At 57.1% G+C, this 22,886-nt stretch carries 26 protein-coding genes and 1 pseudogene; 9 read left to right on the top strand and 18 right to left on the bottom strand.

The window, feature by feature from the left end; genetic code table 11:
* Positions 1 to 281: 281 nt before the first annotated feature.
* Positions 282 to 1,238 (bottom strand): GlxA family transcriptional regulator, encoded by a 957-nt coding sequence (locus GA0061101_RS28290; protein WP_092576158.1) that lies wholly within the window; start codon positions 1,236 to 1,238, stop codon positions 282 to 284.
* 397 nt (positions 1,239 to 1,635) lie between these two features.
* Here GA0061101_RS28290 and GA0061101_RS28285 point away from each other — a divergent pair, with 397 nt between their 5' ends.
* From GA0061101_RS28285 to GA0061101_RS28270, 4 genes are read left to right on the top strand one after another with little or no spacing between them, the layout of a single operon-like run.
* On the top strand, positions 1,636 to 2,508 hold the full coding sequence (locus GA0061101_RS28285) for an alpha/beta fold hydrolase (protein ID WP_092576155.1): 873 nt from the start codon (positions 1,636 to 1,638) through the stop codon (positions 2,506 to 2,508).
* Positions 2,505 to 2,957, top strand: coding sequence for a hypothetical protein (locus GA0061101_RS28280; RefSeq protein ID WP_245297590.1), 453 nt, complete (start codon positions 2,505 to 2,507; stop codon positions 2,955 to 2,957). Before GA0061101_RS28285 ends, GA0061101_RS28280 begins: the two co-directional genes overlap by 4 nt.
* Positions 2,958 to 2,999: 42 nt before the next feature.
* A complete protein-coding gene (locus GA0061101_RS28275; RefSeq protein ID WP_092576152.1) occupies positions 3,000 to 3,371 on the top strand; it encodes a hypothetical protein in 372 nt (123 codons plus the stop codon).
* On the top strand, positions 3,352 to 3,672 hold the full coding sequence (locus GA0061101_RS28270; RefSeq protein WP_141694127.1) for a hypothetical protein: 321 nt from the start codon (positions 3,352 to 3,354) through the stop codon (positions 3,670 to 3,672). The genes GA0061101_RS28275 and GA0061101_RS28270 overlap by 20 nt, the downstream gene beginning before the upstream one ends.
* A 709-nt stretch (positions 3,673 to 4,381) precedes the next feature.
* Here the strand turns inward: GA0061101_RS28270 and GA0061101_RS28265 are convergent.
* Together GA0061101_RS28265 and GA0061101_RS28260 are read right to left on the bottom strand one after the other, a co-directional pair.
* On the bottom strand, positions 4,382 to 5,299 hold the full coding sequence (locus tag GA0061101_RS28265) for a nucleotidyl transferase AbiEii/AbiGii toxin family protein (protein WP_092576146.1): 918 nt from the start codon (positions 5,297 to 5,299) through the stop codon (positions 4,382 to 4,384).
* The gene (locus GA0061101_RS28260) at positions 5,286 to 6,140 is read right to left on the bottom strand and encodes a type IV toxin-antitoxin system AbiEi family antitoxin domain-containing protein (RefSeq protein ID WP_092576143.1); all 855 of its coding nucleotides are present in this window, start codon (positions 6,138 to 6,140) and stop codon (positions 5,286 to 5,288) included. The genes GA0061101_RS28265 and GA0061101_RS28260 overlap by 14 nt, the downstream gene beginning before the upstream one ends.
* Positions 6,141 to 6,552: 412 nt before the next feature.
* Between GA0061101_RS28260 and GA0061101_RS28250 the strand changes: the two are divergent.
* The 4 genes and pseudogenes from GA0061101_RS28250 to traG all read left to right on the top strand — a co-directional run.
* Positions 6,553 to 6,909: pseudogene (locus GA0061101_RS28250) on the top strand (site-specific integrase); the annotation flags it as partial.
* Between the two features lie 266 nt (positions 6,910 to 7,175).
* Entirely contained in the window at positions 7,176 to 7,460 is a 285-nt protein-coding gene (locus GA0061101_RS28245) for a TraC family protein (RefSeq protein WP_092576137.1), read from the top strand.
* On the top strand, positions 7,453 to 7,671 hold the full coding sequence (locus GA0061101_RS28240) for a conjugal transfer protein TraD (protein ID WP_051963176.1): 219 nt from the start codon (positions 7,453 to 7,455) through the stop codon (positions 7,669 to 7,671). The genes GA0061101_RS28245 and GA0061101_RS28240 overlap by 8 nt, the downstream gene beginning before the upstream one ends.
* Positions 7,671 to 9,584: a Ti-type conjugative transfer system protein TraG gene (gene traG, locus GA0061101_RS28235; protein WP_092576135.1), complete on the top strand. Its 1,914-nt coding sequence runs from the start codon at positions 7,671 to 7,673 to the stop codon at positions 9,582 to 9,584. The genes GA0061101_RS28240 and traG overlap by 1 nt, the downstream gene beginning before the upstream one ends.
* Before the next feature lie 144 nt (positions 9,585 to 9,728).
* Here the strand turns inward: traG and virB11 are convergent, their stop codons facing one another.
* From virB11 to GA0061101_RS28170, 13 genes are read right to left on the bottom strand one after another with little or no spacing between them, the layout of a single operon-like run.
* Positions 9,729 to 10,742, bottom strand: a complete 1,014-nt coding sequence (gene virB11, locus GA0061101_RS28230) for a P-type DNA transfer ATPase VirB11 (protein ID WP_092576132.1) — start codon at positions 10,740 to 10,742, stop codon at positions 9,729 to 9,731.
* 7 nt (positions 10,743 to 10,749) lie between these two features.
* On the bottom strand, positions 10,750 to 11,922 hold the full coding sequence (virB10, locus tag GA0061101_RS28225; RefSeq protein WP_092576129.1) for a type IV secretion system protein VirB10: 1,173 nt from the start codon (positions 11,920 to 11,922) through the stop codon (positions 10,750 to 10,752).
* Between the two features lie 10 nt (positions 11,923 to 11,932).
* A complete protein-coding gene (gene virB9, locus GA0061101_RS28220; RefSeq protein WP_092576126.1) occupies positions 11,933 to 12,793 on the bottom strand; it encodes a P-type conjugative transfer protein VirB9 in 861 nt (286 codons plus the stop codon).
* The gene (locus GA0061101_RS28215) at positions 12,790 to 13,461 is read right to left on the bottom strand and encodes a VirB8 family type IV secretion system protein (RefSeq protein ID WP_092576236.1); all 672 of its coding nucleotides are present in this window, start codon (positions 13,459 to 13,461) and stop codon (positions 12,790 to 12,792) included. Before GA0061101_RS28215 ends, virB9 begins: the two co-directional genes overlap by 4 nt.
* 5 nt (positions 13,462 to 13,466) lie before the next feature.
* The gene (locus GA0061101_RS40350) at positions 13,467 to 13,748 is read right to left on the bottom strand and encodes a hypothetical protein (RefSeq protein ID WP_092576234.1); all 282 of its coding nucleotides are present in this window, start codon (positions 13,746 to 13,748) and stop codon (positions 13,467 to 13,469) included.
* A 32-nt stretch (positions 13,749 to 13,780) separates the two neighbouring features.
* Positions 13,781 to 14,686 (bottom strand): TrbL/VirB6 family protein, encoded by a 906-nt coding sequence (locus GA0061101_RS28205; protein WP_092576124.1) that lies wholly within the window; start codon positions 14,684 to 14,686, stop codon positions 13,781 to 13,783.
* A gap of 3 nt (positions 14,687 to 14,689) precedes the next feature.
* Entirely contained in the window at positions 14,690 to 14,923 is a 234-nt protein-coding gene (locus tag GA0061101_RS28200) for an EexN family lipoprotein (protein WP_092576121.1), read from the bottom strand.
* A complete protein-coding gene (gene virB5, locus GA0061101_RS28195) occupies positions 14,920 to 15,618 on the bottom strand; it encodes a P-type DNA transfer protein VirB5 (RefSeq protein WP_092576119.1) in 699 nt (232 codons plus the stop codon). Before virB5 ends, GA0061101_RS28200 begins: the two co-directional genes overlap by 4 nt.
* Entirely contained in the window at positions 15,618 to 17,984 is a 2,367-nt protein-coding gene (locus GA0061101_RS28190; protein WP_092576116.1) for a VirB4 family type IV secretion/conjugal transfer ATPase, read from the bottom strand. The genes virB5 and GA0061101_RS28190 overlap by 1 nt, the downstream gene beginning before the upstream one ends.
* Positions 17,977 to 18,315, bottom strand: a complete 339-nt coding sequence (locus tag GA0061101_RS28185; protein ID WP_092576114.1) for a VirB3 family type IV secretion system protein — start codon at positions 18,313 to 18,315, stop codon at positions 17,977 to 17,979. Before GA0061101_RS28185 ends, GA0061101_RS28190 begins: the two co-directional genes overlap by 8 nt.
* A gap of 4 nt (positions 18,316 to 18,319) precedes the next feature.
* The gene (locus tag GA0061101_RS28180) at positions 18,320 to 18,622 is read right to left on the bottom strand and encodes a TrbC/VirB2 family type IV secretion system protein (RefSeq protein ID WP_037190870.1); all 303 of its coding nucleotides are present in this window, start codon (positions 18,620 to 18,622) and stop codon (positions 18,320 to 18,322) included.
* Positions 18,619 to 19,287 (bottom strand): lytic transglycosylase domain-containing protein, encoded by a 669-nt coding sequence (locus tag GA0061101_RS28175; RefSeq protein WP_092576110.1) that lies wholly within the window; start codon positions 19,285 to 19,287, stop codon positions 18,619 to 18,621. The genes GA0061101_RS28180 and GA0061101_RS28175 overlap by 4 nt, the downstream gene beginning before the upstream one ends.
* Before the next feature lie 3 nt (positions 19,288 to 19,290).
* Complete coding sequence (locus GA0061101_RS28170; RefSeq protein ID WP_092576107.1) at positions 19,291 to 19,830, bottom strand: hypothetical protein; 540 nt, start codon at positions 19,828 to 19,830, stop codon at positions 19,291 to 19,293.
* A gap of 99 nt (positions 19,831 to 19,929) precedes the next feature.
* Between GA0061101_RS28170 and GA0061101_RS28165 the strand changes: the two genes are divergently transcribed.
* On the top strand, positions 19,930 to 20,286 hold the full coding sequence (locus GA0061101_RS28165) for a transcriptional regulator (protein ID WP_037190881.1): 357 nt from the start codon (positions 19,930 to 19,932) through the stop codon (positions 20,284 to 20,286).
* Positions 20,287 to 20,651: 365 nt separating this feature from the next.
* On the opposite strand, the gene GA0061101_RS28160 is transcribed toward GA0061101_RS28165, so the two are convergent.
* Positions 20,652 to 21,905 carry an 8-amino-7-oxononanoate synthase family protein gene (locus GA0061101_RS28160; RefSeq protein ID WP_037190884.1) on the bottom strand — a complete coding sequence of 418 codons (1,254 nt, stop codon included), beginning with the start codon at positions 21,903 to 21,905 and terminating at the stop codon, positions 20,652 to 20,654.
* 147 nt (positions 21,906 to 22,052) lie between these two features.
* Entirely contained in the window at positions 22,053 to 22,751 is a 699-nt protein-coding gene (locus GA0061101_RS28155) for a winged helix-turn-helix transcriptional regulator (RefSeq protein WP_037190887.1), read from the bottom strand.
* Positions 22,752 to 22,886 lie beyond the last annotated feature (135 nt).

Raw genomic sequence — 22,886 nt, 5'->3', positions numbered from 1 at the left:
GTTGCTTGGCGCCAAGGTGATGCATGGGGCAATCTGAAGACAGGCCCGACCAAGCCGACCCTGTTCCCTAGCCTTGCATTGAGCGGCCGCACACTGAGACCGAGGAAAGGCACACCGACAATAATTGTATCAAAAGGCGGATCGCCGAATGCTTCGGTTTTAACAGTCAAACCACAGGAAGATCGAATGGGGCCGCCGCGCGTGAGCCGGACGGCTGAGAACGCCGCACGGCGCCACATTGAGAGCCTGACTCAAAAGCCTGCATTCTTGACAGCTCAAAGTCAGGCAGCCGCCACCGCCTCCCGTCGCGCGGTCCTGCGCAATACCTCCGCGGGCACACCGAAGGTCCGGAGGAACGCTCGACGCATGCGTTCGCGGTCGGCAAAACCTGTCTCCTGCGCGACGACGTTCACCGTGTGCCGCCCCTCTTCAATCATGAATCTGGCCGCTTCCAGCCGAAGTTGCTCGACGGCTTTTGCCGGTGACTGCCCGGTCTCGGCCAAAAAGGCACGGCTGAACTGGCGGGGGCTGAGATTGGCAACCGCCGCAAGCTCCTCGATCGTGAGCGGGTTCCGGAGATTCTGGCGAATATGAGCCAGGACCAATTCGATGCGATCGGATTTCGGCGTCATGTCGAGGAGCGCGGAATGCTGCTTTTGTCCGCCCATCCGACGCTGGTTCATGACCAGAAGCCTGGCGACCATCTTCGCGGTTTCGGGACCGAGATCATTATCGATCAATGCTAGAACGAGGTCGATCCCTGCGGTCATTCCCGCCGAGGTCCAGATCGGGCCATCGTTGATGAATATCCGGTCCTCTTCCGTTTTGACGTCGGGAAACCGGATCCTGAAGCTCGCTGCATGGGCCCAGTGCATCGTCGCGCGCCGGCCATTCAGAAGGCCCGCCTCGGCAAGTACAAACGCGCCGCTGCAGATGGAGGCAGTCCGCCTGGAGGCTTTGGCGGCTTCTCGTACGAACGCGATCACGCTCGCATCTGAGGGCGGCATTTCCATCTCGGTGATCGACCCCACGATGACGGTGTCGAAGGTGGGATCTCCAAATGCCTCGGTTTCCAGCATCATTCCCGAGGAAGACCGAACTGGACCGCCATGTTCAGACAGCAAATGGATGTCGTAGCACTGGTCAGCCGGGGGCAGGTTCACGATCTCGAACGCCGTTAGCGCCGCAAGGCTCATCAACTGGAATCCGCGCGGCACGATGAAACCGACCCGATGCATATTCACTCCTAGTGTCCGGAATTCATATACTACCCTAAATTAGTGACATCCACGAGATACGTTCGGAAGCCTATTTTCGGTGCCCACGAGAGAACTTCGCAGGCTCACGCCTTCTATGTCACGAATGGTGGCAAGAACGACCTACGTCGAGTCAACAAAACGCGTTAAGACTCAAGCAACATACAGATCTCGTCCTGCCTAACCAAGGTATTGCTCACCACCTGGATAGTGAAGGGAGCGTCCAGTCGGTCGTCATCAATTCGAGTGCCATGGCCACGCTGCCGAGTGCTCGCCGGGCACGGCTATTCCTTGACCTCGCTGGAAGCGGATCGTGTTGCGGCACTAGCGGCCAACCAAACGCCTACCTCAACCTTCCGCGAGGAAGAAAGGATGATGCATGTCTTCTGATCACACCCCATTCACCGAGCACCGTATTCCGCGAGTCGAAGGAAGCGTGTACACTCGAGACTATGCCGGCACCGGGCCAACTTTCGTGCTCATGCACGGCTTCCCCGATAACCAGCACATCTGGGACGACCTGATTCCGCACTTGGTCGCCAGCGGGCGGCGCGTGGTGACGTTCGATTTTTTGGGCTTTGGCGCCTCCGACAAACCCGCCGGCGCCGCCTATAGCTTCAAGCAGCAACTGGGTGACCTTGAAGCAGTCGTTGAAGGTCTGGGCTTAGGGAAGATCGTGCCCGTCGCTCATGACTCCTCGGGGATGGCGACGCTCAACTACGTGCTCACGCATCCGGACGCCGTCGACTCCGCGATCATGCTCAACTCGGCCTATAGCGAGGACTCCACTTTTTTTTGGCCAGAGATGATCACGCTCTTTGCGACCCGGAACATCCAGCCCCTGGCCATGGCGATCGCCCAGAGCCCCGAACAGTTTGGATGGCTGCTGAGATGGCAGCAGAAGAAATTCCTGGACGCTTTGCCCGAGGCGCAAAAGCGCCATTTCAGCGCGTTCATCGGTTCGCTGATCAGCAACAACTTCATCGTCCAACCTGGCGCCGGGCCCGCCTTCGTACAGTTGGCCGCGGAATTCTTCGATGAACATGCCAGAAACGCCAAGCATCTGGCAGCGCTCAAGGCGTTGGATATTCCGGTCAAACTGATCTGGGGACAGTACGATCCTTACTTCCCCGCCGCCATGGCCGAGCGGCGCCAGTCTCAGCTCAAGAATGCGTCCCTAACCCTCATACCGGCAGGCCATTGGCTGCAGGCCGACGAGCCCGCGCAAGTGGCGAAGGCGATGCTGTCATGAGCCGCGTCCTCGACGAGCTCGCTGTGAAAGCGACTCGCTTGACTATGCTCACGTGCTTCGGTGTCGTCGTAGCGCTACTCCCAGCGATCGGGCCGGCCACTTCGTTCGCTCAGTCGGCGCCGCCATCCTCGGGCCTTGACGTGCCGACCACCAAGCTACTGGCGATCGGCACCTTCACCGCCAAAGGGTCGCCGGACCAGTGGAAGCCGCTCCTCCCCGCCGAAGTGCGCGACACGGTTCGGCTCTATCTCGCTGGGAAAATCGACCAGTGGTACCTCAAACAGGACCAGAGCGGCGTCGTGTTCATGATGAACGTCACCGATCCTAAGGAGGCGTTGGAGCTGCTGGGCAAGTTTCCTTTCGGCCAGGCGGGGATGATGGAATTTCAGATCATCCCGCTCGGCCCGATCGCGCCGCTTCGCGTGCTTTTGGCCGAGCCTGCAAAGTAGTTCGTGGTGTTCCAGACCAATATATCAAAAGGAATTAGCAAAATGCCCAACAAGAATCCGCGCGTTCATGCCGAGATACTGCCCGCGCTTGCCGCCGTCGTCGTTCCGACGACCAAGATCCTGGCGATCGGGTCGGTCACGGCCAAGGGCACGCCCAAGGCGATCGCGCCGGTCCTGCCCCACGAAGTCCGCGCGACAGTTCGTAACCATCTCGCCGGAAAGATCGAGCAGCGGTTCTTCCAGACCGAGGGCTACGGCGTCGTCTTCATCGTGAACGCGACCAGCACGGCCGAAGCGCACGAGCTCCTGGAGAAACTTCCTCTGGGCGTCGCCGGCATGATGGAATTCGAGCTGATCGCCCTCGGGCCGCTCGCCCCGCTCGCGATGCTCATCGGTGAGCCGCCTCATTCGTGATGTGATCTCGGGAACTCGGTGGGAGCTTGGTGGCTCTCCGAGCTCCATCGCGATCGCGATCGTCAACTTCACGCCGCCGCTGTTCGCCTATCTGAAATCGCAACTCGCCGCCGCGCGCGATTTCCTGGCAGCGCTGCGATCAATGAACGTCACGCCCACCACCGAAATCGATGGTCACAGCGTTGAAGAATGGATCGCATGGGCGGTGGAATGGCTCCAGCGGGCTAATCCAACCGGCGGCGGCGTTGGCAGCTTCTTCGAGCAGGTCGCTGAAATCACCGATTGGGCCTACCGCGATTGACCAAGTGGACGCTGAGTAAGCGTTGCCATCGTATTTGGACATCGTGGTCTCTGCGGCAGGTGCCAGAAGCCGCTACTCGAGCCATAGACCGTCACGGCAAACTCACTTACAGCCGAATTCTGAGGGGGCGTTGCGGGTCTCTCCGGTGCAGAGGGTGCGTCGGCAGCGAACCGCCGGCCGGAAGGTATCCTTCTCCCCAAATTGCGACCTTGCAAGTTCCAATTGGCGGAACATTGACTTCCAATCAGCCGTGGAACGCCGCCGAAGAAACGGAACATCCGGACGTGTGAACCGATCCAATCAGGGAGTGTTGTGTCCAGGTCGCCATCAGATTGCTTCCGCCGGTATTGCGTTCTGCGGCAACTCTGGGTCCAAAGTCTGTTGCCATCAGGCGGCGTTGCTTCACTAAACTAAGCAGTTTTCAAATTTATAATGGGTCAGTGGCGTGTAGCGAGTGACACTTACATCTAGCCGTTTGAACGGCTCGCCGGCCTTATCTGTACAGCGTAAATCCAAGTCAGGCCCTGCATTGCGTGCCTGTTCGAGCTGCGTCTGCAATGTTTTCCGGCTGGAAAACATTGCAGACAATCACTTACGAGCAAGGCGAGCGCGAACCCCGGTTCGCTTTATCTTGCCGTACTTCCCCTACCCAGTTGACGCTCCCAATATCGCTGCTTTCCGGTGTTCAGAGCTGGCGGGGCGGGTATTTCTATACGCGCCGTTCAAGGGAAGATCGCAGCAATTCGACCAGAACGGAACGCTGTTCGGGCTTGAGCTTGTCGAGATTGCGCTGCCGCCAGCGGATGGCGGGAAGCTCTGCGACATGACCTATCTTGAGCAAGGGCCAGTCCGGTTCGCCGCGCTCGAAGCCGATCAGAAATTCACGGTGATGATCCGGCATGCCGCCGATTAGCGCCTCGATCATTTCATGCTGCGTTTCTATCAACTCTTCGATGGCAACAACCTCCTCGGTCATGCCCTCGAAGCCGTTCTGGTATTCGTTCGCAAGGTCTTTGACGCGGCCTGATAGCACTTCGCCCATGGGGCGGTTGTGACTGAGCAGATAAACGATGAAGGTTTCACGCAGGTCATCGCTCAGCCCTTCGTTGGTGAGCAGGCCGCGCACGTCAAAGAGGTCGCGCGGGTGCTGACTGTCGAGGGCGGCAACCAGCTTGCCAGCGAAAAGGTCTTCGAAGGACAGGACGCTGGTTTCGGCAAAGCCGAAGACCTCTTCAACGGCCTCGGTGACGGGAATCGTGGAAGGTTCGTGAACCACACCGCGCAACACGGGCGAAACTTCGATCTTCACCTGTGTTCCCGCGGCCATCACAAGAAGGCGCAGGATCGCTCCATCATGGAGGTTTTCGGTAACGCGCGCGCCGGGCAGTTCCGCCAAAGCTGCCGCCTTGATGCGCTTCATGGCGGCGTCGATGTCCGCCAGAGCCTCCGGCCTTTCATTCACTGGCAGATACATCAGATCGATATCGACGGAGAGGCGCGGCAGGTTGCGCACAAAGAGATTGATCGCCGTTCCGCCCTTGAGCGCAAAACAGGCTTCTCGCGCCTCGATGGGAATAAGGCGCATGAGGAGCCTGACCTGGGCCTGATACTGATCACGAAACGGCATTGAGGTCCTCTGGCACGGTTATGAGATAGGCCGGATCGAGTTTGCCGCCGGGCACAAGCATGCGTTTGCCCTTGCCGAGATCGATGGCGGTTTTATCCAGACGCTTGAGCCATGCATGGCCATGCCGATCCGCGAAATAGAAGAACAGGCGCTTGACCTTCACACTGCCGCAATCCACCAGCAGTTTTTGCAGCCGTCTCGGGCTGAAATTTGCTGCGCTCTGCATGATCATGTCGGCTTGATGGAAACTCTCATGGCGCGGCAATTCATCAAGCATTTCGAGATAGGCGCGCTCGGGCTGCGAAAGCGTCAAAGGCCAATCCCACTGCCCCCAGGCAAGCGAGGTCAGACTGCCGCCCTGAAAGCGGGTGAGATCAAGGCCTGTTCCGTCCGCGATATCCCAGGCAAGACTGCCAAGCCCCTTTGTTACGGGATCATTCCGGAAGAGGGTCGCGCTGTTGTGATAGACAAAGCGCTGGGGAAGGTTCAGCTTGTTCAGCCATGCGGGCGGCTTGCCCGGCCCGTAGAGGTGAACGGTCTTGGTCTCATGCGAAAGATAATGCGCAAAGCCCTGTAGCTCCAATGCCGTGCGCCCACCGACATAGAACGGTGTTCGCAAGAGCAGGGTCTGAAGAGAGATAACAACTTGCTGCCAGCTCAGCCTGCCACGCGGCCTTTTATAGACGCTGCGCACCGGCTGTTCCAGCCAGCCGGCCTTGACGTAGTAAGCACGCAAATTACTGGCGATACCGCGCTCTTCCAGCCAAGCGGCATCCACGACCAGCCCCTCGGGGAGATCTTTCTCAAGTCGGTTTAACAATGATGCAGATTGCATAGCCATACTGAGTATATTACACGATTCTCAAACCATTTCAAGTTTGACAACATCTCAATATACTCAATAGAATTGATTATATCCGATAATATGCAAACCTTTTATATCCAGCGCCCGCCCCTGGCGGCGCGTTTTTCTCGCCAGAACAAGGGGAACCGCCGCTTACGCGGCGGCTCCTTCCTTGGATTTGGCAACGCTTTGCAGACCACGCGGGAAATCGGCGGCGCGCTGCACATGGGCGGGGGGGGGCTGAAGATTGCACGCTTGTCTTCCTTCACCACTTTGAGTTATCCGCATTGGACTAACCCGCTCCGCTACGCCGGAGCGGCAAGTAGGTCAGATATTCAGTAGGAGCCCCAACTGCGAGAGGATGGGACGGCTGCTTTCCAGCCCATTCCATCGCACAGAGGAGCTCATCATGACCCCACTTCGCCAGCGCATGAGCGAAGACGTGCAGGTGCGCAATCTTTCGCTCAATACCCAGCTCTCGTATCTGCAACAGGTGTCGCTGTTCGCCCGACACTTTGGCAAGTCGCCAGACTTGCTCGGCCGCGAGGATATTCGGACCTATCAGGTCTATCTCGCCAACGAGAAGAAGCTGATGCCCGGCTCGATCCACATCGCCATTTCGGCGTTGCGATTTTTCTTCAACGTCACGCTCGAGAGGGACTGGGGGCCTGGGGAAGCATTGCCACTTCCCAAGAAGCCCCAGAAGCTGCCCACGGCAAGCCCGGAAGATACGCTGTCTCAGAATGCGAACGCGCCGATTGACCTGCCACCAGTTGATGGCATTCCAGTCGGTCTGCCCCTTGGTTCCGTTTGCAGAAGATTTCCGCACCTAACTTCTCCCTCGGTTAACAATCGTCACATTGCCTTCGCGCGGTTCACCAAACCCACGTCAGCAGCCTTTCGGCTTGGGCATCGCCCTATCTGACGGGTTATGGATTTTTGAGGCTGAATCAACATAGCCATTTAACTATATTATTTATTATAGTATAACCGATGTCATTGGTGCCCGCGCAACACCGGAGAATGCTCACAATGCCAGCAAAAGCAGCTATTTCAGATATTGACGCACAGATCGAGAAACTCAGAAACCGCAAAAAACTTCTGATAGTAAAATCGGCGGAGCGCTTTGTCAGGGCTGCAACAAAGTCCGGTCTAGCCGAGTTGGATATCTCAGATGAAGAACTCGATGCGATCTTCGACGATATCTCCCGGCGATTTCAGCCAGAGGTCAAGAACCTCAACCAGCTATCCTCTCAAACACCTCGATTGCCAGCTCCTGCGTCTGAAGCCGTGGCCGAGACTGCCCAAAATGGCTAGGAGCGCGCATGGCGAAAGCACGAAGTTCAGACTTGGCGCAATCGTCGTCAGGGCCGGATTGGCGAACGCAGACCGCGCCGTTCTCTCTGGCGACTTCTTGCCGATGGCAAACATCCTTGTAAGCTCGACCGAGCAGCAGTGGCTGACGCGGATCGGCACTGAGGCTTTTGCAGCTCAACTGAGCTCGACGCCCAATAGAGAAATCGGGTAATGGCGCTCGGTAGCAGGCTGCATTCGAGCATGCTGTTGGCCCTTGTTCCGATTGTCGCCACGGCGCTCTCCGCTGCAATCGTCTCGTCGCAATGGCAATTGTGGGCCGGCGGCATGCCTATAAAGGGCGCTTACTGGTTCCTTCGTGCCGCACCCGTGCCCGTACTTCTCATTGGCCCAGCTACCGGATTGCTGATGGTTCTGTCCCTGCCGCAACATCGCCGCAAGCCGATAGCGATCGCGGGCCTGGGCTGCTTTTTGACTGTCGCCGGATACTATGGCGCCCGCGAATATTCCCGCCTCGTGCCGCTAATCGGTCGGCAAATCATCACATGGGATGGAGCGCTATCCTATCTCGATGCCTTCGCTGTGGTGGGCATCATCGTCGGCTTCGGCCTTGTCGCCATTTCGGCACGAGTATCGGTCGTCGTTTCCGATCCGATCAAGCGAGCAAGGCGTGGCGTCTTCGGCGATGCCGACTGGCTGCCCATGGCGGCGGCCGCGAAACTCTTTCCCGCGGATGGAGAGATCGTTGTCGGAGAGCGCTACCGCGTCGACCGTGAACTCGTTCGCGATCTTTCCTTCGATCCAAACAAACTCCCGACCTGGGGACGGGGCGGGAAAGCGCCGCTTCTGACCTACCGTCAGGATTTTGATTCAACCCACATGCTGTTCTTTGCCGGTTCAGGCGGCTTTAAGACAACGAGCAACGTCATACCGACCGCGCTGCGCTACCGGGGACCGCTCATCTGCCTCGATCCGTCGACAGAGGTTGCGCCGATGGTGCTTGACCACCGTATGCAGGCTCTTGGCCGCGAAGTCATGGTGCTCGACCCGACCAATCCGGTGATGGGCTTCAACGTACTTGACGGCATTGAGACGTCGCAGCGCAAGGAGGAGGATATTGTCGGTATCGCTCAGATGCTGCTGTCTGACAGTCTGCGCATCGAATCTTCCACCAACGCCTATTTCCAGAACCAGGCCCACAATCTTCTGACAGGTCTGCTCGCCCACGTCATGTTCTCTCCCGATTATGCCGGCCGCCGCACCCTGCGTAGCTTGCGGCTTATCGTCTCCGAGCCTGAGCCATCCGTCCTTTCGATGCTACGAGACATCCAGGAAAACTCTGGATCCGCCTTCATCCGCGAAACCCTTGGCGTGTTTACCAATATGACCGAGCAGACCTTTTCCGGCGTCTATTCGACCGCCTCCAAGGACACGCAGTGGCTTTCGCTGGACAATTACGCAAGCCTCGTCTGCGGCAATGCCTTCAAATCGCGTGACATCGCCAAAGGATCTAAGGATGTATTTCTCAACATCCCCGCCTCAATCCTGCGCTCCTATCCGGGGATTGGCCGGGTTATTATCGGGTCACTACTGAATGCCATGATCCAGGCCGACGGTGACTTCCAGCGCCGGGCCCTGTTCATGCTTGATGAGGTTGATCTGCTGGGATACATGCGCGCGCTCGAAGAGGCACGCGACCGTGGCCGTAAATACGGGATCACCTTGATGCTGATGTATCAATCGGTCGGCCAGCTTGAGCGTCATTTCGGGAAAGATGGCGCAACGTCCTGGATCGACGGATGTGCATTCGCGTCCTACGCGGCGATTAAGGCGCTGGAAACCGCTCGAAGCGTATCGGCTCAATGTGGAGAAATGACCGTCGAGGTGCGCAGTCGTTCACGCAATCTCGGTTGGGGTAATGCGAATGGCGGAACGCGCCAATCAGAAAACGTCAACCTCCATCGCCGGCCGCTGATCATGCCGCACGAAATCACCCAGTCCATGCGCAAGGATGAGCAGATTATCATCGTGCAAGGTCACAGCCCAATCCGTTGCGGTCGGGCGATTTATTTTCGGCGTAAAGAGATGAAGCTGGCTGTCAAAGCCAATCGTTTCTGGAGAAGCTGAGGCTCACGTCCCGCAACAGCTCCGATCTTCCGACAAACTAAAGCGGTTCCGCTCCCTCGTCGACGGTTTCCAACAGATGCGAGGAAGCCAATGCTCGTGACAGCACGTGCGGTTGTGATCCAGAACGAGGACCTGTCGCGTCGATCATCTCGCTGACTTCGATCTCGCGGACGGTTCAAAATATATCTCTGTGACGAGAAATCGGCCATCGGATCTCTTACACTGTATGATGACATCGATGGCGGCCCCTAGCAGCGCGCGAATATCATCGCGAGTAAGATCACGGCCACCTTCGGATTCCTTTACCAGCAGCGTCAATTGTTCGAACGCCAGCTGCGCGGAATCCGCGTGTACAGTTGTGATCGACCCAGGGTGCCCCGAATTCACGTTGCGTATATAGTAGAAGGCCGCGCCGTCGCGCAGTTCCTGCAGAAGAATACGATCAGGACGCATCCTGAGGCAGGATTCGAGAAGATCCTTCACGCCGATCTTCGCCAGCCCCTGCCCTCCTTTCGAATAGAAAAGCCTGACGTGATTGGGCTGCGAGATGACCAGTTCCGGCGTATCTTCAATCGAGATAATCCGCTCTTGCTCCGGAATGTGCCGGATCAATGCCTTTGACAGGGTGGTCTTGCCCGACCCGGTCGCGCCCGAGATAATGATATTCTTGCGCGCGAGCACGGCCTGGTGCAGAAATGTCGCGTAATTGGCCGCCTCATAGAGATCGATCAGTTTCTTATCCCACGATGCGACGCCGGTGCTCACGACGGTGGCTTTAGAAAACAACCCAGCACCTTCGAGATCGTCCAATGTCAGTGTCACCGCCGACGGCTTTCTGATCGTGATACTGACCGTGCCTTTGGTCGTTGCCGGTGGTACGACGATCTGGATCCGCTCTTCATCCGGCAAGGTAGCCGACAAGATCGGCCGGGACTCGTCGATCGCCTGGTTCGAATAGGTCGCGACGGCACGCGCTAGACGCATGAGCTTGTCGAAGCCAAGCTCCGGGAGCTCGTGAGACTGCCATCCCTCTGGCCCCTCCGTCAGCACCTCTTCTGGTCGGTTGATGACGATCTCATAAAGTGATGCGTCTTTTAGGAAGCGCGATAGTGGCGAAAGCAGCTCACGGACGACGCCTGCGTCGGAAGCTTCGGTCATCCTCGTCCTACTTCGTCACTAACGTCGTTCGAGATCTGAAATCCCCCGATGCCGCCGGATCAAGAACCTTGTTGCGCGGCTCGATGACGCGCAGGCTATAGACACCGGAGAAATCAAGGTCACGGGCAACAAAGATCGATACAAGCTCGCCCTGATGCTTCGTCAGCGTCGGCGGGATATTGATCGATTGTTCGACGGCGATCGCTGCAGCCTGCTGGCCCGCTGACGTGGTATTCTGCGCCTGGACATCGCTGTCCTGCAGCCGGGTGCTGGTATAAGTGGTGGCATCGCCGACGATCGAAAGCAGTATGGCACTTCCAAACCGCTCCCACCAATGCGTGTTGACATAACCGTCCATACCTGCTCGCCCGAGCGCATCGGTTGCGGGTGACGCAAGCGTGATGATGATGCCCTTCGGCGTCTTTGCCCTGTTCCAAAGCACGAACAAGCGCTTCTGGCCTCGGGTCAAGCCACGACGAAATTCTCCAACGACCTGTGTTCCCTTTTCCATGAGCACCACCCGGCTGTTGTCGGAGAGCACATCGCGACTAATCACGCAACTGGCGAACCCCGGCTGGTCGGATGCAAGGGCCGTCTCAAGCACGCAAGGTATAGAGGTGCCCATGGCGACGATGAAATCGCGGTTGCCCAGCATGCCGGCACGCGATCCTTCCAGGCGCGTCGGTGTTAACATCCTATTGAAGCGCTGATCTACGTTTTCAGCTTGTCCGTTGAGCGCCGCGGAATTTCCCGGGAGGGGAAGGTAATTGGAGCTAGTATCTGAGGAAACGGCGCCATCGCCGTGCTGTGGCGGCGAAGTCTGCTGCCCATTATAGGCCATCACGGGCGCACGACGGGCAGACTCCAACAACGGATCTTCTGTCACGACGGTTTGCTCTCTCGCCAAAGGCGTTGGCAACTGCGCTTCCGGAAGAGTGATTGTAGTCTTCGGTTCCTCCTTGGCCGGCTCGAAGTCCGTATTCTGGCGGATGACGACACGCTCGGGTTGACTGGCATCCGGCTTTTGCTGATCGCGCATCGACCAGAGCGAAAATCCTATGAAAGCAACCATCGCCAAGACCACGGCGCCGCGCTTCAGAACCGGATTACTATTGGCCCGCCCGCTGACAGCGGTCTCGGCACGTTCTCCGGGAATAGGTTCCTCCATCTCATCAGACATTCCCGTCTCCCTATTGCTGCGCGGCTGGTGCCTGCGATTTCACAACGCGTTCCACTGAAGGAGACGTGGTATTGGTATCGGGATTGATGCCTGCTGGATCGTAGGCTTCGTTGAAAACGCAAAGCACATCGCCTCCCCTTCTGAGGATGAACTTGCGGCTGATCGCGTGAACGACCACAAGCTCCCCATCGACCGACTTTGGTACCAGGCTTTCGGTGCCGTCTGAGTTTTCCATATAGATTGCCGGCATTTCCTGATTGGCCCTGAAGGCAAAGGTCGTGATCTTGCCGTTATCATAGACCGCCTGTGGTTCGAGGGCTGTCGATCCTTGCGCCGCATATCGCCAGTTGCGTGGTCCATATTGCTCGTGCAGTGCCAATACTTGGTCTGCTTGCCCTGCTTGAGCCGCCTGCGCGTGCGCGGCCGCGTCTTGTCGCCGACGCTCAGCCTCGTCGGCCGGATAGCGATATTTGACGTAGAAGTAAGTATCCTGACCGGCAGCAACCGGTCCATCTCGGACCGTCAGCTCCATCTGATAGCTGCGGGTCGAGCCATCCCGGCGCGTGGTTATCACCGAGATGTTGGTGACCGGCTGGTTTTCCCGTGGCTTTAGGAAGAGAATATTGCCGGCCGGTGCCACTTCCCAGGCAACGGTATTTCCAAGCGCCACATGAGCGATCTCTTCATCGGCCGCAAACTCGATCTGGACCGACGAACGCAGCGAACCTACGACCCTTGTGATATTGTAGGGTTGATAGTCAACAAAGCGGATACGACCGTCTTGCGGAGCGCCGCGCGGCGTCTCCAGCGCAAGGACGGGCGAAGACCAACCTGCTACCGCGAGCAGAACAATCAAATAGCGACGTTTCAATTGATGGCCTCCGGGTCGGACCGATAATCGCTGACGACAAAGCCGAGCGGGTTCACCAACCGATCGGTCGAGGACATCGGCGCATTTACATAGGAAAAGGTGAGCGTCGCCACCCAATGGGTCGTACGCGCCTCATCACCGCGAGTGATCGTACGCATGTAGCGAACCGACGCGACGTTGCCGCTGATCAGCGAGATCGAGGCGATATTGACCCGTGACGAGGCACTGCGGCTGTAAATGTTCTGGGGCGAATCCGGATTGCTGCCACGATAGAGAGCAGTGAAGCGGGTCTGCTCCGATGCCGTCGACAGTAGTGAGACCGTGCGAAAATTCTCTTCCGCCTCGCTCCAGACGTAGCCTTCGCGAGCACGCACATAGCGCGCCGCGAAATATTTCGTCACCGCTTCATCGTAAGTGCCGGCGGTTGAGGTAAGCGCGGAAGCGACATCCACAATACCGGTCGAATTATCGACCCTGACCACGAAAGGCTCGACGGTCTTCAGCGGTGTGAGGCCGGCAAGCGCAACTATCGATACTGCGGCAAGAGCGCCGGCCGCGATCGCTATGAACCAGGCGATACGGGCCGAGCGTTCCAACTGAATCATGCGATCCTGATCGAAACGCCGCGCCTTTTCGAAATAGCTCTTGAGATTATCCGTCGTGACCATCGCCATTACTCCACGCACGGTCGATAGGAGTTCGCGACATCGAAATGCGCAAAGGCAGTGGGAACGCCGTCCGGTTTTTCCTCGACATATCCATGCGGCGTGCCGGCGGATTGCGTTGACGGACGGTCCAGGGATTGCGATGTAGGTCGACGATCACCGTCCCACTGCCACATGGCTCGATTGAGCGGTCGACGCGAGTATCCATCGCATTTGGGCAGGGGATAGGAGAGTGACGCGCAACTGCCAAGTGCCGACGCGACGCATAACACCACAAATATTCGCATCATCCTGAAGAAGCCATTTTGTCGTTGCTTGAAATTCACCACCAGCCAGCCCCTTTTGATCGCAGACCACGGGCGACGGCACGCGCCCCGCGGGCAAGCGTGCCTTCATGCGCATCGCGCGCCGCGCCATAGCCGTAGGTGAGCGAGGCGCCGCCTGCGGCAAGGGCCGAGGCTATTCCTGGCAACTGATAAAAGACGTAGACGGCAGCGAGGCAAATCGCGCCGAGCGCGACGGGCCTCATGAGTACGTCGCTGTAACCTTCGATCATTGTGAAGGTGGAATCGATACAGGTAATCAGCAACGATCCAACCGCAACAACCAGTACCTGCAGAACCACGAAATTGGTCAGCTGTCCGATCCATGCCTCGGTAAAGCGCCGCGTCGAGGGGAACATAGCGAGCGCCACAAAAATCGGTCCGATGGCGAGCACGATCGCCAACGCGAGCCGTGCATAGAGCGAGACGATATAACCGATCGCGGCGACCACGAAGCTTGCCAAAATGACCAGCATACCGCCGATACCAGTGACGATGTCGATGCCCCATGAGGCGTGCGACCAGATTTCCCTCGCGCACTTCTGACCCTTGTCCAGAAGGCTATCGAAGGTCGAGGCACTTGGAACGGTTCCGGAGTTCAACGCCTGCGAGATCTCCTTTGGCAAGCTATCGAAGAAGATCTTGCTAACATACGTTTGATACTCGCTGGCGTTTCTGACCAGCATCAGGATGATGGCGAGCTTCATCGCCCGAAAGGCAAAATCCATAATCGGCTCGTGCACGGACCCACGCAGGATCAGAAAGCCGTAGAGAATGACATAAAGTGTCAATGCCGCCGTTAGTGGGCCGGCGACCCAGCTGGCAATATTTGATGTGCCCGAGGAAATGAAGCTCTCCAGCGGCGCCTTGAACTGCCCATCGACAAAAGCAAAGACCTTATACATGGCTTAGCCCCCGAGTGCTTTTCCCATGCGCTCTAGGCGAGCTTTCCAATCGGCTGCTGCGGCATTCATGCAGTTTGGCGTACCTTGGAGTTCACCCGGATTGTTGCGGCACTTTGCGATCGTGTTGGCAAGCAGCTGCTCATCCGCAAGAAATTCCTCGACGCAATGGACACGCTCGGATTCCTTTGAACAGCCGAACAATGAGACGACCAGTGTGAAGAGAACAAGAAACTTCATGGCAGCGCCGCTCCCATGGCATCCATGCGCTTGCGCCAATCTTCGGCCTTGCGCTGTTCATCGATCTGCCTCTCGGCCTGCTGCACCATCTGCAGGCCTTGCATTCTCAGCACATCGGTCTGGAGAAAGGCCGTCTCTGCCTGCAACCTCGCCTGTAGGTCGGCAATGTCTTTAGCGTCGCTTGCTGACGAGATTTGTTGGCGCAGCTGGTCGATGCCGTCGATCCGCTTGGTTGCGGCGTCGTAGATCTGCTGACCGAGGCTCATCTGTCCGGCATTCCTGTTCTGAACGCGCGACAGTTCCTGGGCGTAAAAATCATTGGCACTCGTCTTATAGGTCGAATTGTCGCTTAAGAATTTTGAGGCGGCGTCGCCGAGCGCACCTGAACCTGAACCTTTGAGAAGGCGCTCAATAGTGGAGAAATCCTCAGGCAACGCCTTTCGGATCGCGGGATCGTTTAAGACGCCGGCAATATCGGCCATATTTGTCAGCTTATTCAGAGAGCCATAAAGCTGCTCGGCCTGTTGGATCTGCCGGCTCAGCGCATCAAGCTGCGATTTGAGCTGAATGATACTTTCGATCTGCTTGGCAATCGCTGCCTGGTCGATCACAGGTATGCCCTGTGCGTCCGCGGGACTGGTTGAAAGAATTAGGGCGACCGCCATCGTCAGGGTAGCCAGTTTGGGTCGAAACATCAGCCTGCACTCCTTCTTTGCTGAAAAGGCTGCAACCAGTCATCCTCGCCACTTCCAAGTTCGGCGCGGATTGCATCGGCGAGTTCAATATTTGCTGTCCGCCCGGAGAGGATTGCGAGTTCGTCATCGAAGCCGCCGAGATCGAGCTCGGCGACAACACTGTTGTGCCCCTGCTTGACGATGAAACGGCGGCTCTCGATGGAGAGCTCGCGCGAAAGCAACTCGAACTCCCGTTCGGTAAGCTTGAAGCCATCGACATAGTCGGCACGATCGCCACGTGAGTTCGGCAGGAAGACCTGCGTCGGGCATTGTTCGATGATGGTATGCGCAATCGCTGAGTTGATGGCATCGCGAGGGCTTTGCGTGGCAAAAAGCATCAAGCCGTTCTGCTTGCGGATGGTCTTAAGCTTGTTCTGGGCGAGATCGATAAAGTTCTCGTCCTGTAGCGCCTTCCAGAACTCGTCGATGACGATGATGATGCGCCGGCCATCGATCAATTGTTCGACGCGGTAGAAGAGATAGGCCATGAGCGGCGTGCGGATCTCCTCGTTGTCGAGAAAGTCCGTCATGTCGTAGCCGAGGAATTTGGAACCGATGCCGATGTCATCGGCCTCGTTATCGAAGACCCAGCCTAGTGGCCCTCCGCTCTCCCAGCGGCGCAGTCTGGCGGCAATCCCTTCCGGATCGGCATTGTTGAGGAACGCGCGCAGCGCCCCGATCGTGCGCTGTCCTCTTGGCAAATCGGCGAGGCCTTCGATCGCGAGAGCAATCTCGTCGGCTTCGCGAGCGGAGAGATCGCGTGCCGTCGAGCTGACTAGCTTGCCGATAAAGCGGGCTAGGAACACCTTGTTTGCCGGCGTCAACTCCAGCGCCTTCAGCGGCGCACATCGCGTCGGCTCCCCGTTCCTGAGCGGCAGATAAATGCCGCCGGCGGCGCGCACGAAGAGATCGGAGCCACGGTCCTTATCGAAAAAGACCATGTGCGGATCGTGCTTTTCGAGCTGTGAGAGCATGAAATTGACCAGCACGGTCTTACCGGCGCCCGATGGGCCACAGACGAAAGTATTGCCGAGATCGCCGCAATGGAAATTGAAATAGAACGGCGCACCTGACGCGGTCTTGAGCATGGCGACGGCCGGCCCCCATTCATTGCCGTCCTTCTTGCCCGACGGATAGGCATGAAACGGCGAGAGTGCTGCAAAATTCCGCGATGTGATTGCACCTGAGCGTGCTCGATAACGAAAATTACCCGGCAATTGTGCCCACCAGGCCGCCTCAAGCCCAAGATCCTCACGTGCAACGACGGCGCCACCACTGGTCAGATGGGAGCGAGCCTTGGCGAGATTGTCGGTTAGTTCCTTGACCGTGGAGGCGAATACCCCAAGCGTCAGATGATGCTCGCCAAGCACGAAACGGTTCGATTCGAGCTCGTCCATCGCCGCATCGAGTTCCTCGATCTGTGACGCCGCCTTGTCGCCAGCACTCACCATCTGGTTCTGCTTGCGTCCCATGATGGAGCGCGCATCCGTTTTTGAGGTGAAAGCGAAGGACTGCGTCAGGATCAACTCGAAAGGGACCGATAGAATGCCGTCGAGCATGCCGCTGCGGGTCCTCGCCGGATATTCCTTGAAGCCGAACATGCCGGCAAAGCGGCTGGCGCCCTCGTGGCGGATCTCAATCGTCTCTCGTCCAAAGATCACGCGATCAGAATAAATGGCGGCGGAAATCCTTCCCTGTGTCAGCGGAATACGCTCACGGCGACCGCCGATGATCTGATGCAACACTTCGCTGGGCTCGGAAAACAGAATGCCCTTCTCATCGCAAATCGACAACACGCGGGGCGCGAAACGCTGCAGCCCCGCCATTAGATCAGCGAGCTTGTCACGCAGATGCTTCACCCCATCCGCGTCGAGCTCGGAAGCTGTGTTGCGCGCTTTGCGCAGCCGCACTAATAAGCTCGCAAACCTCTCAGCGGGATCGCGGTTCGGATACCATAGCAAGCTGAGATAGAGGTCGTTGCGGAACAAGTCCTCCCGCACCATTCGCTCGCGATATTTGCCGTTGAGCGATGCCGAGAAAGGATTGGAGAATTCGCCATCGGGATAGGTGTCGTCGCGGCGCCGGATGATATGGGTCCAGATTGCCAAACGCTCGTCGGAGATATTGCGGTAGAGCGTATTGAGGTCGCGATAAAGGCCATTCAGATCTAGACTATCGGCTGTCTCGAACGATACGCCCTCAATTGAGATCATCACCATTAGAGCTCTTGAATCGAGCGCAATCACCGTCTCATCTACATGACGGATGTAGGGGATGAAGGTCTCTGGATCGAGTTCGCGGGATTTGAGGAGAGAAGCGCTATGCAAGGCCCAAGTCCCTCTCATCGTAGCGCCGCACGAGCCTCAATGGCGTCAGCGAAGCACCGCCCCAGTAGGCGCCATTGCGCGAACGGCCGCGCGTCTCGATCCAGGCGAGCAGAATGCGGAACATGTTGTGGTCATGCTTGACGAGCGCGCGAAAGATGAGATGGAAGACTACACCGACAAGCGCGTAGGCGATCGAGCCTGCGATGATGTAGAGGATTGTCGTCATCATGACGTTGGCGCCCATAGCTTCCATTGTGACACCGGCAATCATCGCCGGCCGCGTGCAAGCAAGAAAAAGCGTGTCTTCCTCAAGTTTGACTTGGTCTGGCATTCTCTCAGCCCCCTGAGATCGTACTGACAATCTGCGAGGCACCGAAGATGATGCCGATGCCAAGCACGACATAGGCTGCCTTTCGCAGATCGAGATAACCGAACATCCACGCAATTCCGACGATGATGACGGCGATCGTCGCGAGCAACTTGGCGACATTGCCCGTGAGCAATGTAACGATGTTCTGCAGAACCGTCTCGATGCCGCCGGTGCTCTGGGCGAAGGCGGGTTCGATCGTGACTGCCGAAAACACAGCAGCCATAGAGACAATGGCCGCAAGTGCACGGATGTTAATCCTTGATATCATTCAGGCTGCTCCGGTTGATCGTTTTGGAAAACGAGCGCGGACGAGCGTCGCGCCGCATTGAACACATCCCAGAATGGCGCTCTCGCTACCGGCTGTTGCGATGCCTCGGCCTTAGCGACGGAGGGTGTCGCGATTGCCTTGGCGTCGACACCATCCGGCCTGTGAGGTCCCTGCCCGATCGCCAACGAGGCCAATCTCGCCGAAAGCCGCTTTGCCTCATGCCGGATCTGCTCGTCATATCGAACCATTTTCCCGACGGAAGGATCGGAGCGCCCATAATAGGATTGCAGCATCACGCGCTCGGCCTGTCCCGAAGCAGCACCTGCGCGGACCGCCAGACGATAGTAACCGTCGAGCAAGGTCGCGGTCGCCTTAAGATTGAGACAGGGATCGAAAGCATCGGAGATTGTTAGATTGAGCTTACGCAGTTCCTCGATCCCCACACCGCCAAGCCCGAGCTGGATGTCCTGGTGCTCAGCAACCAGCGTGGCTGCGGTTTCGATCGCCTCCGCCTTGCTTTTTGGCTGCCGCTCAAGCGGAAGGCCGCTATTGATGCGGATATTGAAGGGCTGAAAATTGCTTTCCAGGCTGACGACGGCAGCCAGCGTTTCCATCGCAACCGCTGGCGCGCAGGTTTCAGCAAGATCTGTGAAGGCGATGGTCATCGATCAATACCACACACGTTGGCTACCGACACCGTCGATGGTCACGTCGACGTAATGCGGCTGCAAGCGCCTGCTCGGTCGCTCAGTCGGATAACCCATGCATTGCAGGTGCCTTTCCCTCCGCTGCCATCGAGCCAAGGCGACCAAATCGGTGTTTTCGGCAGCGCTATCGCGGCCGGAGCGGCAATATCGGGCATCGACCTTTTGAAGCGTTGCGGAAATACAGATGGCCTCCTGGCCGCGGTCACCATAGCGTGCGGTCAGGCTATAGCCGTCATTGCATGAATAGGGTTCATAGCCGGGTTGGGAGGCCCGGAAGCCGACGCCGCTGCAAGTTGGAAAGGAAGCTCCCTTGGCGAGCGCCTGCCAGAGCTTGCTGATCGGTGGGCGGCATTGGGCAAATTGCGTTGGGCCACCCGGATTGGAAAGACACAGGATAACCTGGCATCCCCAGTCATCGGCGCGCGCATCACCCCCTAAAATAAGGTATATGGGAACACAGCCGGCAACGGCGGAGACTATACCAACCAGAAGGTTTTTCATGGCTAGGACCCTTCGATGTGACAGCATCAAGCGATCGTTGCGACTTCCCTTGGGAAGTCCTTCGTCGCTAATACTAACTTATATAATGCAGTTAAAAAGATGACAAGCACCTTCAACACACAATTGCACAGTCTTTCGTTCGCAGCCTTCATTCTGCGCGAAATCATGGACCATCCGCAGGAAGACGAGACGCCGCAATCCAGACTGAAGCAGGTCGGCATGATGAGCATTCTCTACATCATGAATCAGGGGCATCAGGCCCTAACTATCTCAAATCTCGTTGAAATTACGAAGCTGACGCGTATGGGCGTTTCGGAAGTCATAGAACCGTTACTCAAACGTGGCATGCTCACGGAGACCTTCGTGAAGAATTCCATGGGACGCGGCAAGGCACGTCAATTCGAGATCGCACCTGAGATTTTTGAGAAGCTTCGAGCCTTTGGGCAGAGTAGCTAGCACGGGCAAAGGGTGCGATTATACTATATATCCTAATGCACTATAATTCGATGCGCGATTGCAGATGGTCGCATCTGCAATATCGGTTTTGCGCAGAAAAGATGTTGAACAAGCGCTTTCTAACTGCGGACGAACGATTGGCTCGCGCCCCTCGTCAAAAAGGCTCGCCAAACCTCGCGAGAACCTGCGTTTCTATAGAGCGTTTGCAAGCGATTTGGACTAAATCCACTTATACGCCTCGGATCTTCGTTTCTTGCAGCTACTGCTAGGTCGGCGCTCCAAATGGTCGCCGATCACAGAATGACGTTTGCAGGATGCGAGGTCACATGTGCCGTTTGAACTCGTCGCCGAGATCTGCTCGCCGATTATTCCGAATTTGCCTGGATTTCATCCTGGATCGCAACTACTGCTGCGCAGAGAGACCGGATTTCCTCATCTGCGTGGCCTGCAGTGACGCATATCCTCAGGCCGGCGTTGCCCCTTGATACGGTGGGAAAGAAGATCGCCGAGGTGTAAAAGCCTTGCCTGAAGAGACTTGTCGCGGCGCCAATCGCGAGTAATTCATCACCAAAATGGACAGTGCGGATCGGAAGCCGGGCTCCATGCTGTTCCGTCGGCATCAGACCGTCAAGCAAGGCTATTTTTTGCTGTAGCGTTCGCTGCAGATGGGGTAATTCTTCGGTTCGATGCAATTGTGCGGATGCCAGGCCGGCACCAATAGCGGCCGTGTTGAGCGATGCCGAAAAGGCATGAGCCACTGCAAATCTGCGGAACAGGACCTCCTGATGCGCCGTAGCCAGCATGAGCATGCCGCCAGATGCACCAAAGCCCTTGCCGAGAGAGGCTGCGATAATGGTCCTGTCGCCCAATTCACCAATTAGGGACTTCGCAAAGCCTTCACCACGCCTGCCGAAGAGCGAGATTCCGTGCGCATCGTCAATATAGAGAAACAGGCCATATTGTTCTTGGAGACGGCGCAGCGCGGATATCGGAGCACTGCCACCCATGGAGTAGACGCCGTCGCAGATGTATGCGACGGCTTTATTCTGGCGGCATAGCCGCTCGAGAGCATCGAGGTCGTTGTGGGCTATTGTCTCGACACGTGTCTCCTGGGCAATGGTTCCTTTGTGGTGGGCAAGGGTTGCGTGCGCTAGGCGATCGAACACCATGACGGGCTTAAGACCACCAGTAAGATGGCCAGATGCGACCAACGGCAGGGCGCTCATATTGGCTGCGAGCACTGTGGTGTAAGTGATCACCCGCGCGGCGAAGAGATCGGAGAGGGATTCTTCCAATTCACCGAGACTTGCAAAGTTCAACCGGGTGCGGGCGCACGACCAATGCAGTGTGCCCGAACTCCGTACGGCTTCAGCGGCACCCTCGACAATGTCGGGATGATTGTCCAGACCCAAATAGGAGCATCGGACAAAGTCGACAACCACGCGATCCTCGAAGTTCGGCCTGACGGCCCTACCTTCCGACGGATGGGCGTAAATCGACATGATACCTTGGTAATGGGCAGCTTCGAAATGGCGCCCAGCCGTATCGATCAAGCTGCCCGTATTACGATGAGTTGCCTTCCCGTTTCGATTAGAACGTGCGGAAATCTTCTTTTCCATATTTCAAACTCCGGTCGGTCAGTGTGCAGACCGGAGGTTGAAATCATCGCCCCAGCAACTTCAATAAACGGGGCCGGAATTCTTCTGCAATATACAATATGCATGATGTGACATAGTCGATCATATGTGAAGCTGTTTGTGTAGGAACTAGCCAAATTCAACCGCGTAACCGCTGGACCGGATCGTGCGGATAATGTTGCGACCGATCATCTGCTCCAGCATGCGGCGCAACCGGCCGACATGAACATCGACCGTTCTTGGCTGGACATAGTAATTAGGAGGCCAGGCCGCTTCGATGAGTTCCGATCGGCTGAAGACGCGGCCCGGTGCTTGAAGCAAGCGGCATAGAAGCTTGAATTCGATCGGGCCTAGCTGAATTTCTTTCGAACCGTGCCTGACCAGCCTCTTGCTTACCTCGATACTGAGTTTCCAAACGTTGAACGTACTGCCGTCCCGCCGAATGCCTCCCATTCCCAGAGGCAATCCCGACAGGAGAGATTGCAGATAGCCCAATATCCTTGCCGGCGAAATCGGGCGAACAAAACTTTCGGTCACACCGGCCTTGAGGAGATCCAGATAGTGCCGCTCATCGCCGCCGGGAATCAGCGCGAGCAAAGGAATATGCGCCGTTGTCCGATCGGCTTTGATCAGGCTGCAAACGCGCAGCGCATGCTCAGCATTGTTTTCGGTGTCGAGGACAATCGCTAAAACAGACGTGCGTCCTGCAAGCTCTCCCACCTCTTCCTCGTCCAAGAGCACGCAACTCAGCCCCTCCACTGCGAGAATGTGGCTGAACACGAGATAAAAGTCGGGATTTTGCGACCAGAAAAGCACCTCTGGGTTCATACGACAGCCCTTCTCTTGTAGCTACCAGATCAGTGATTTGGAATTATGCTGCATCAAAAATAGCGGAAAAATCGCCGTATTTCACAGATTTCTGTCGATTTCGGCGCTATATCGCTCAATATTCACATTTCCTAC

The organism is Martinezella lusitana (assembly GCF_900094565.1).
In the GTDB taxonomy this organism is placed as follows: domain Bacteria; phylum Pseudomonadota; class Alphaproteobacteria; order Rhizobiales; family Rhizobiaceae; genus Rhizobium; species Rhizobium lusitanum.
This window is presented reverse-complemented; position numbering and strand designations above follow the sequence as displayed.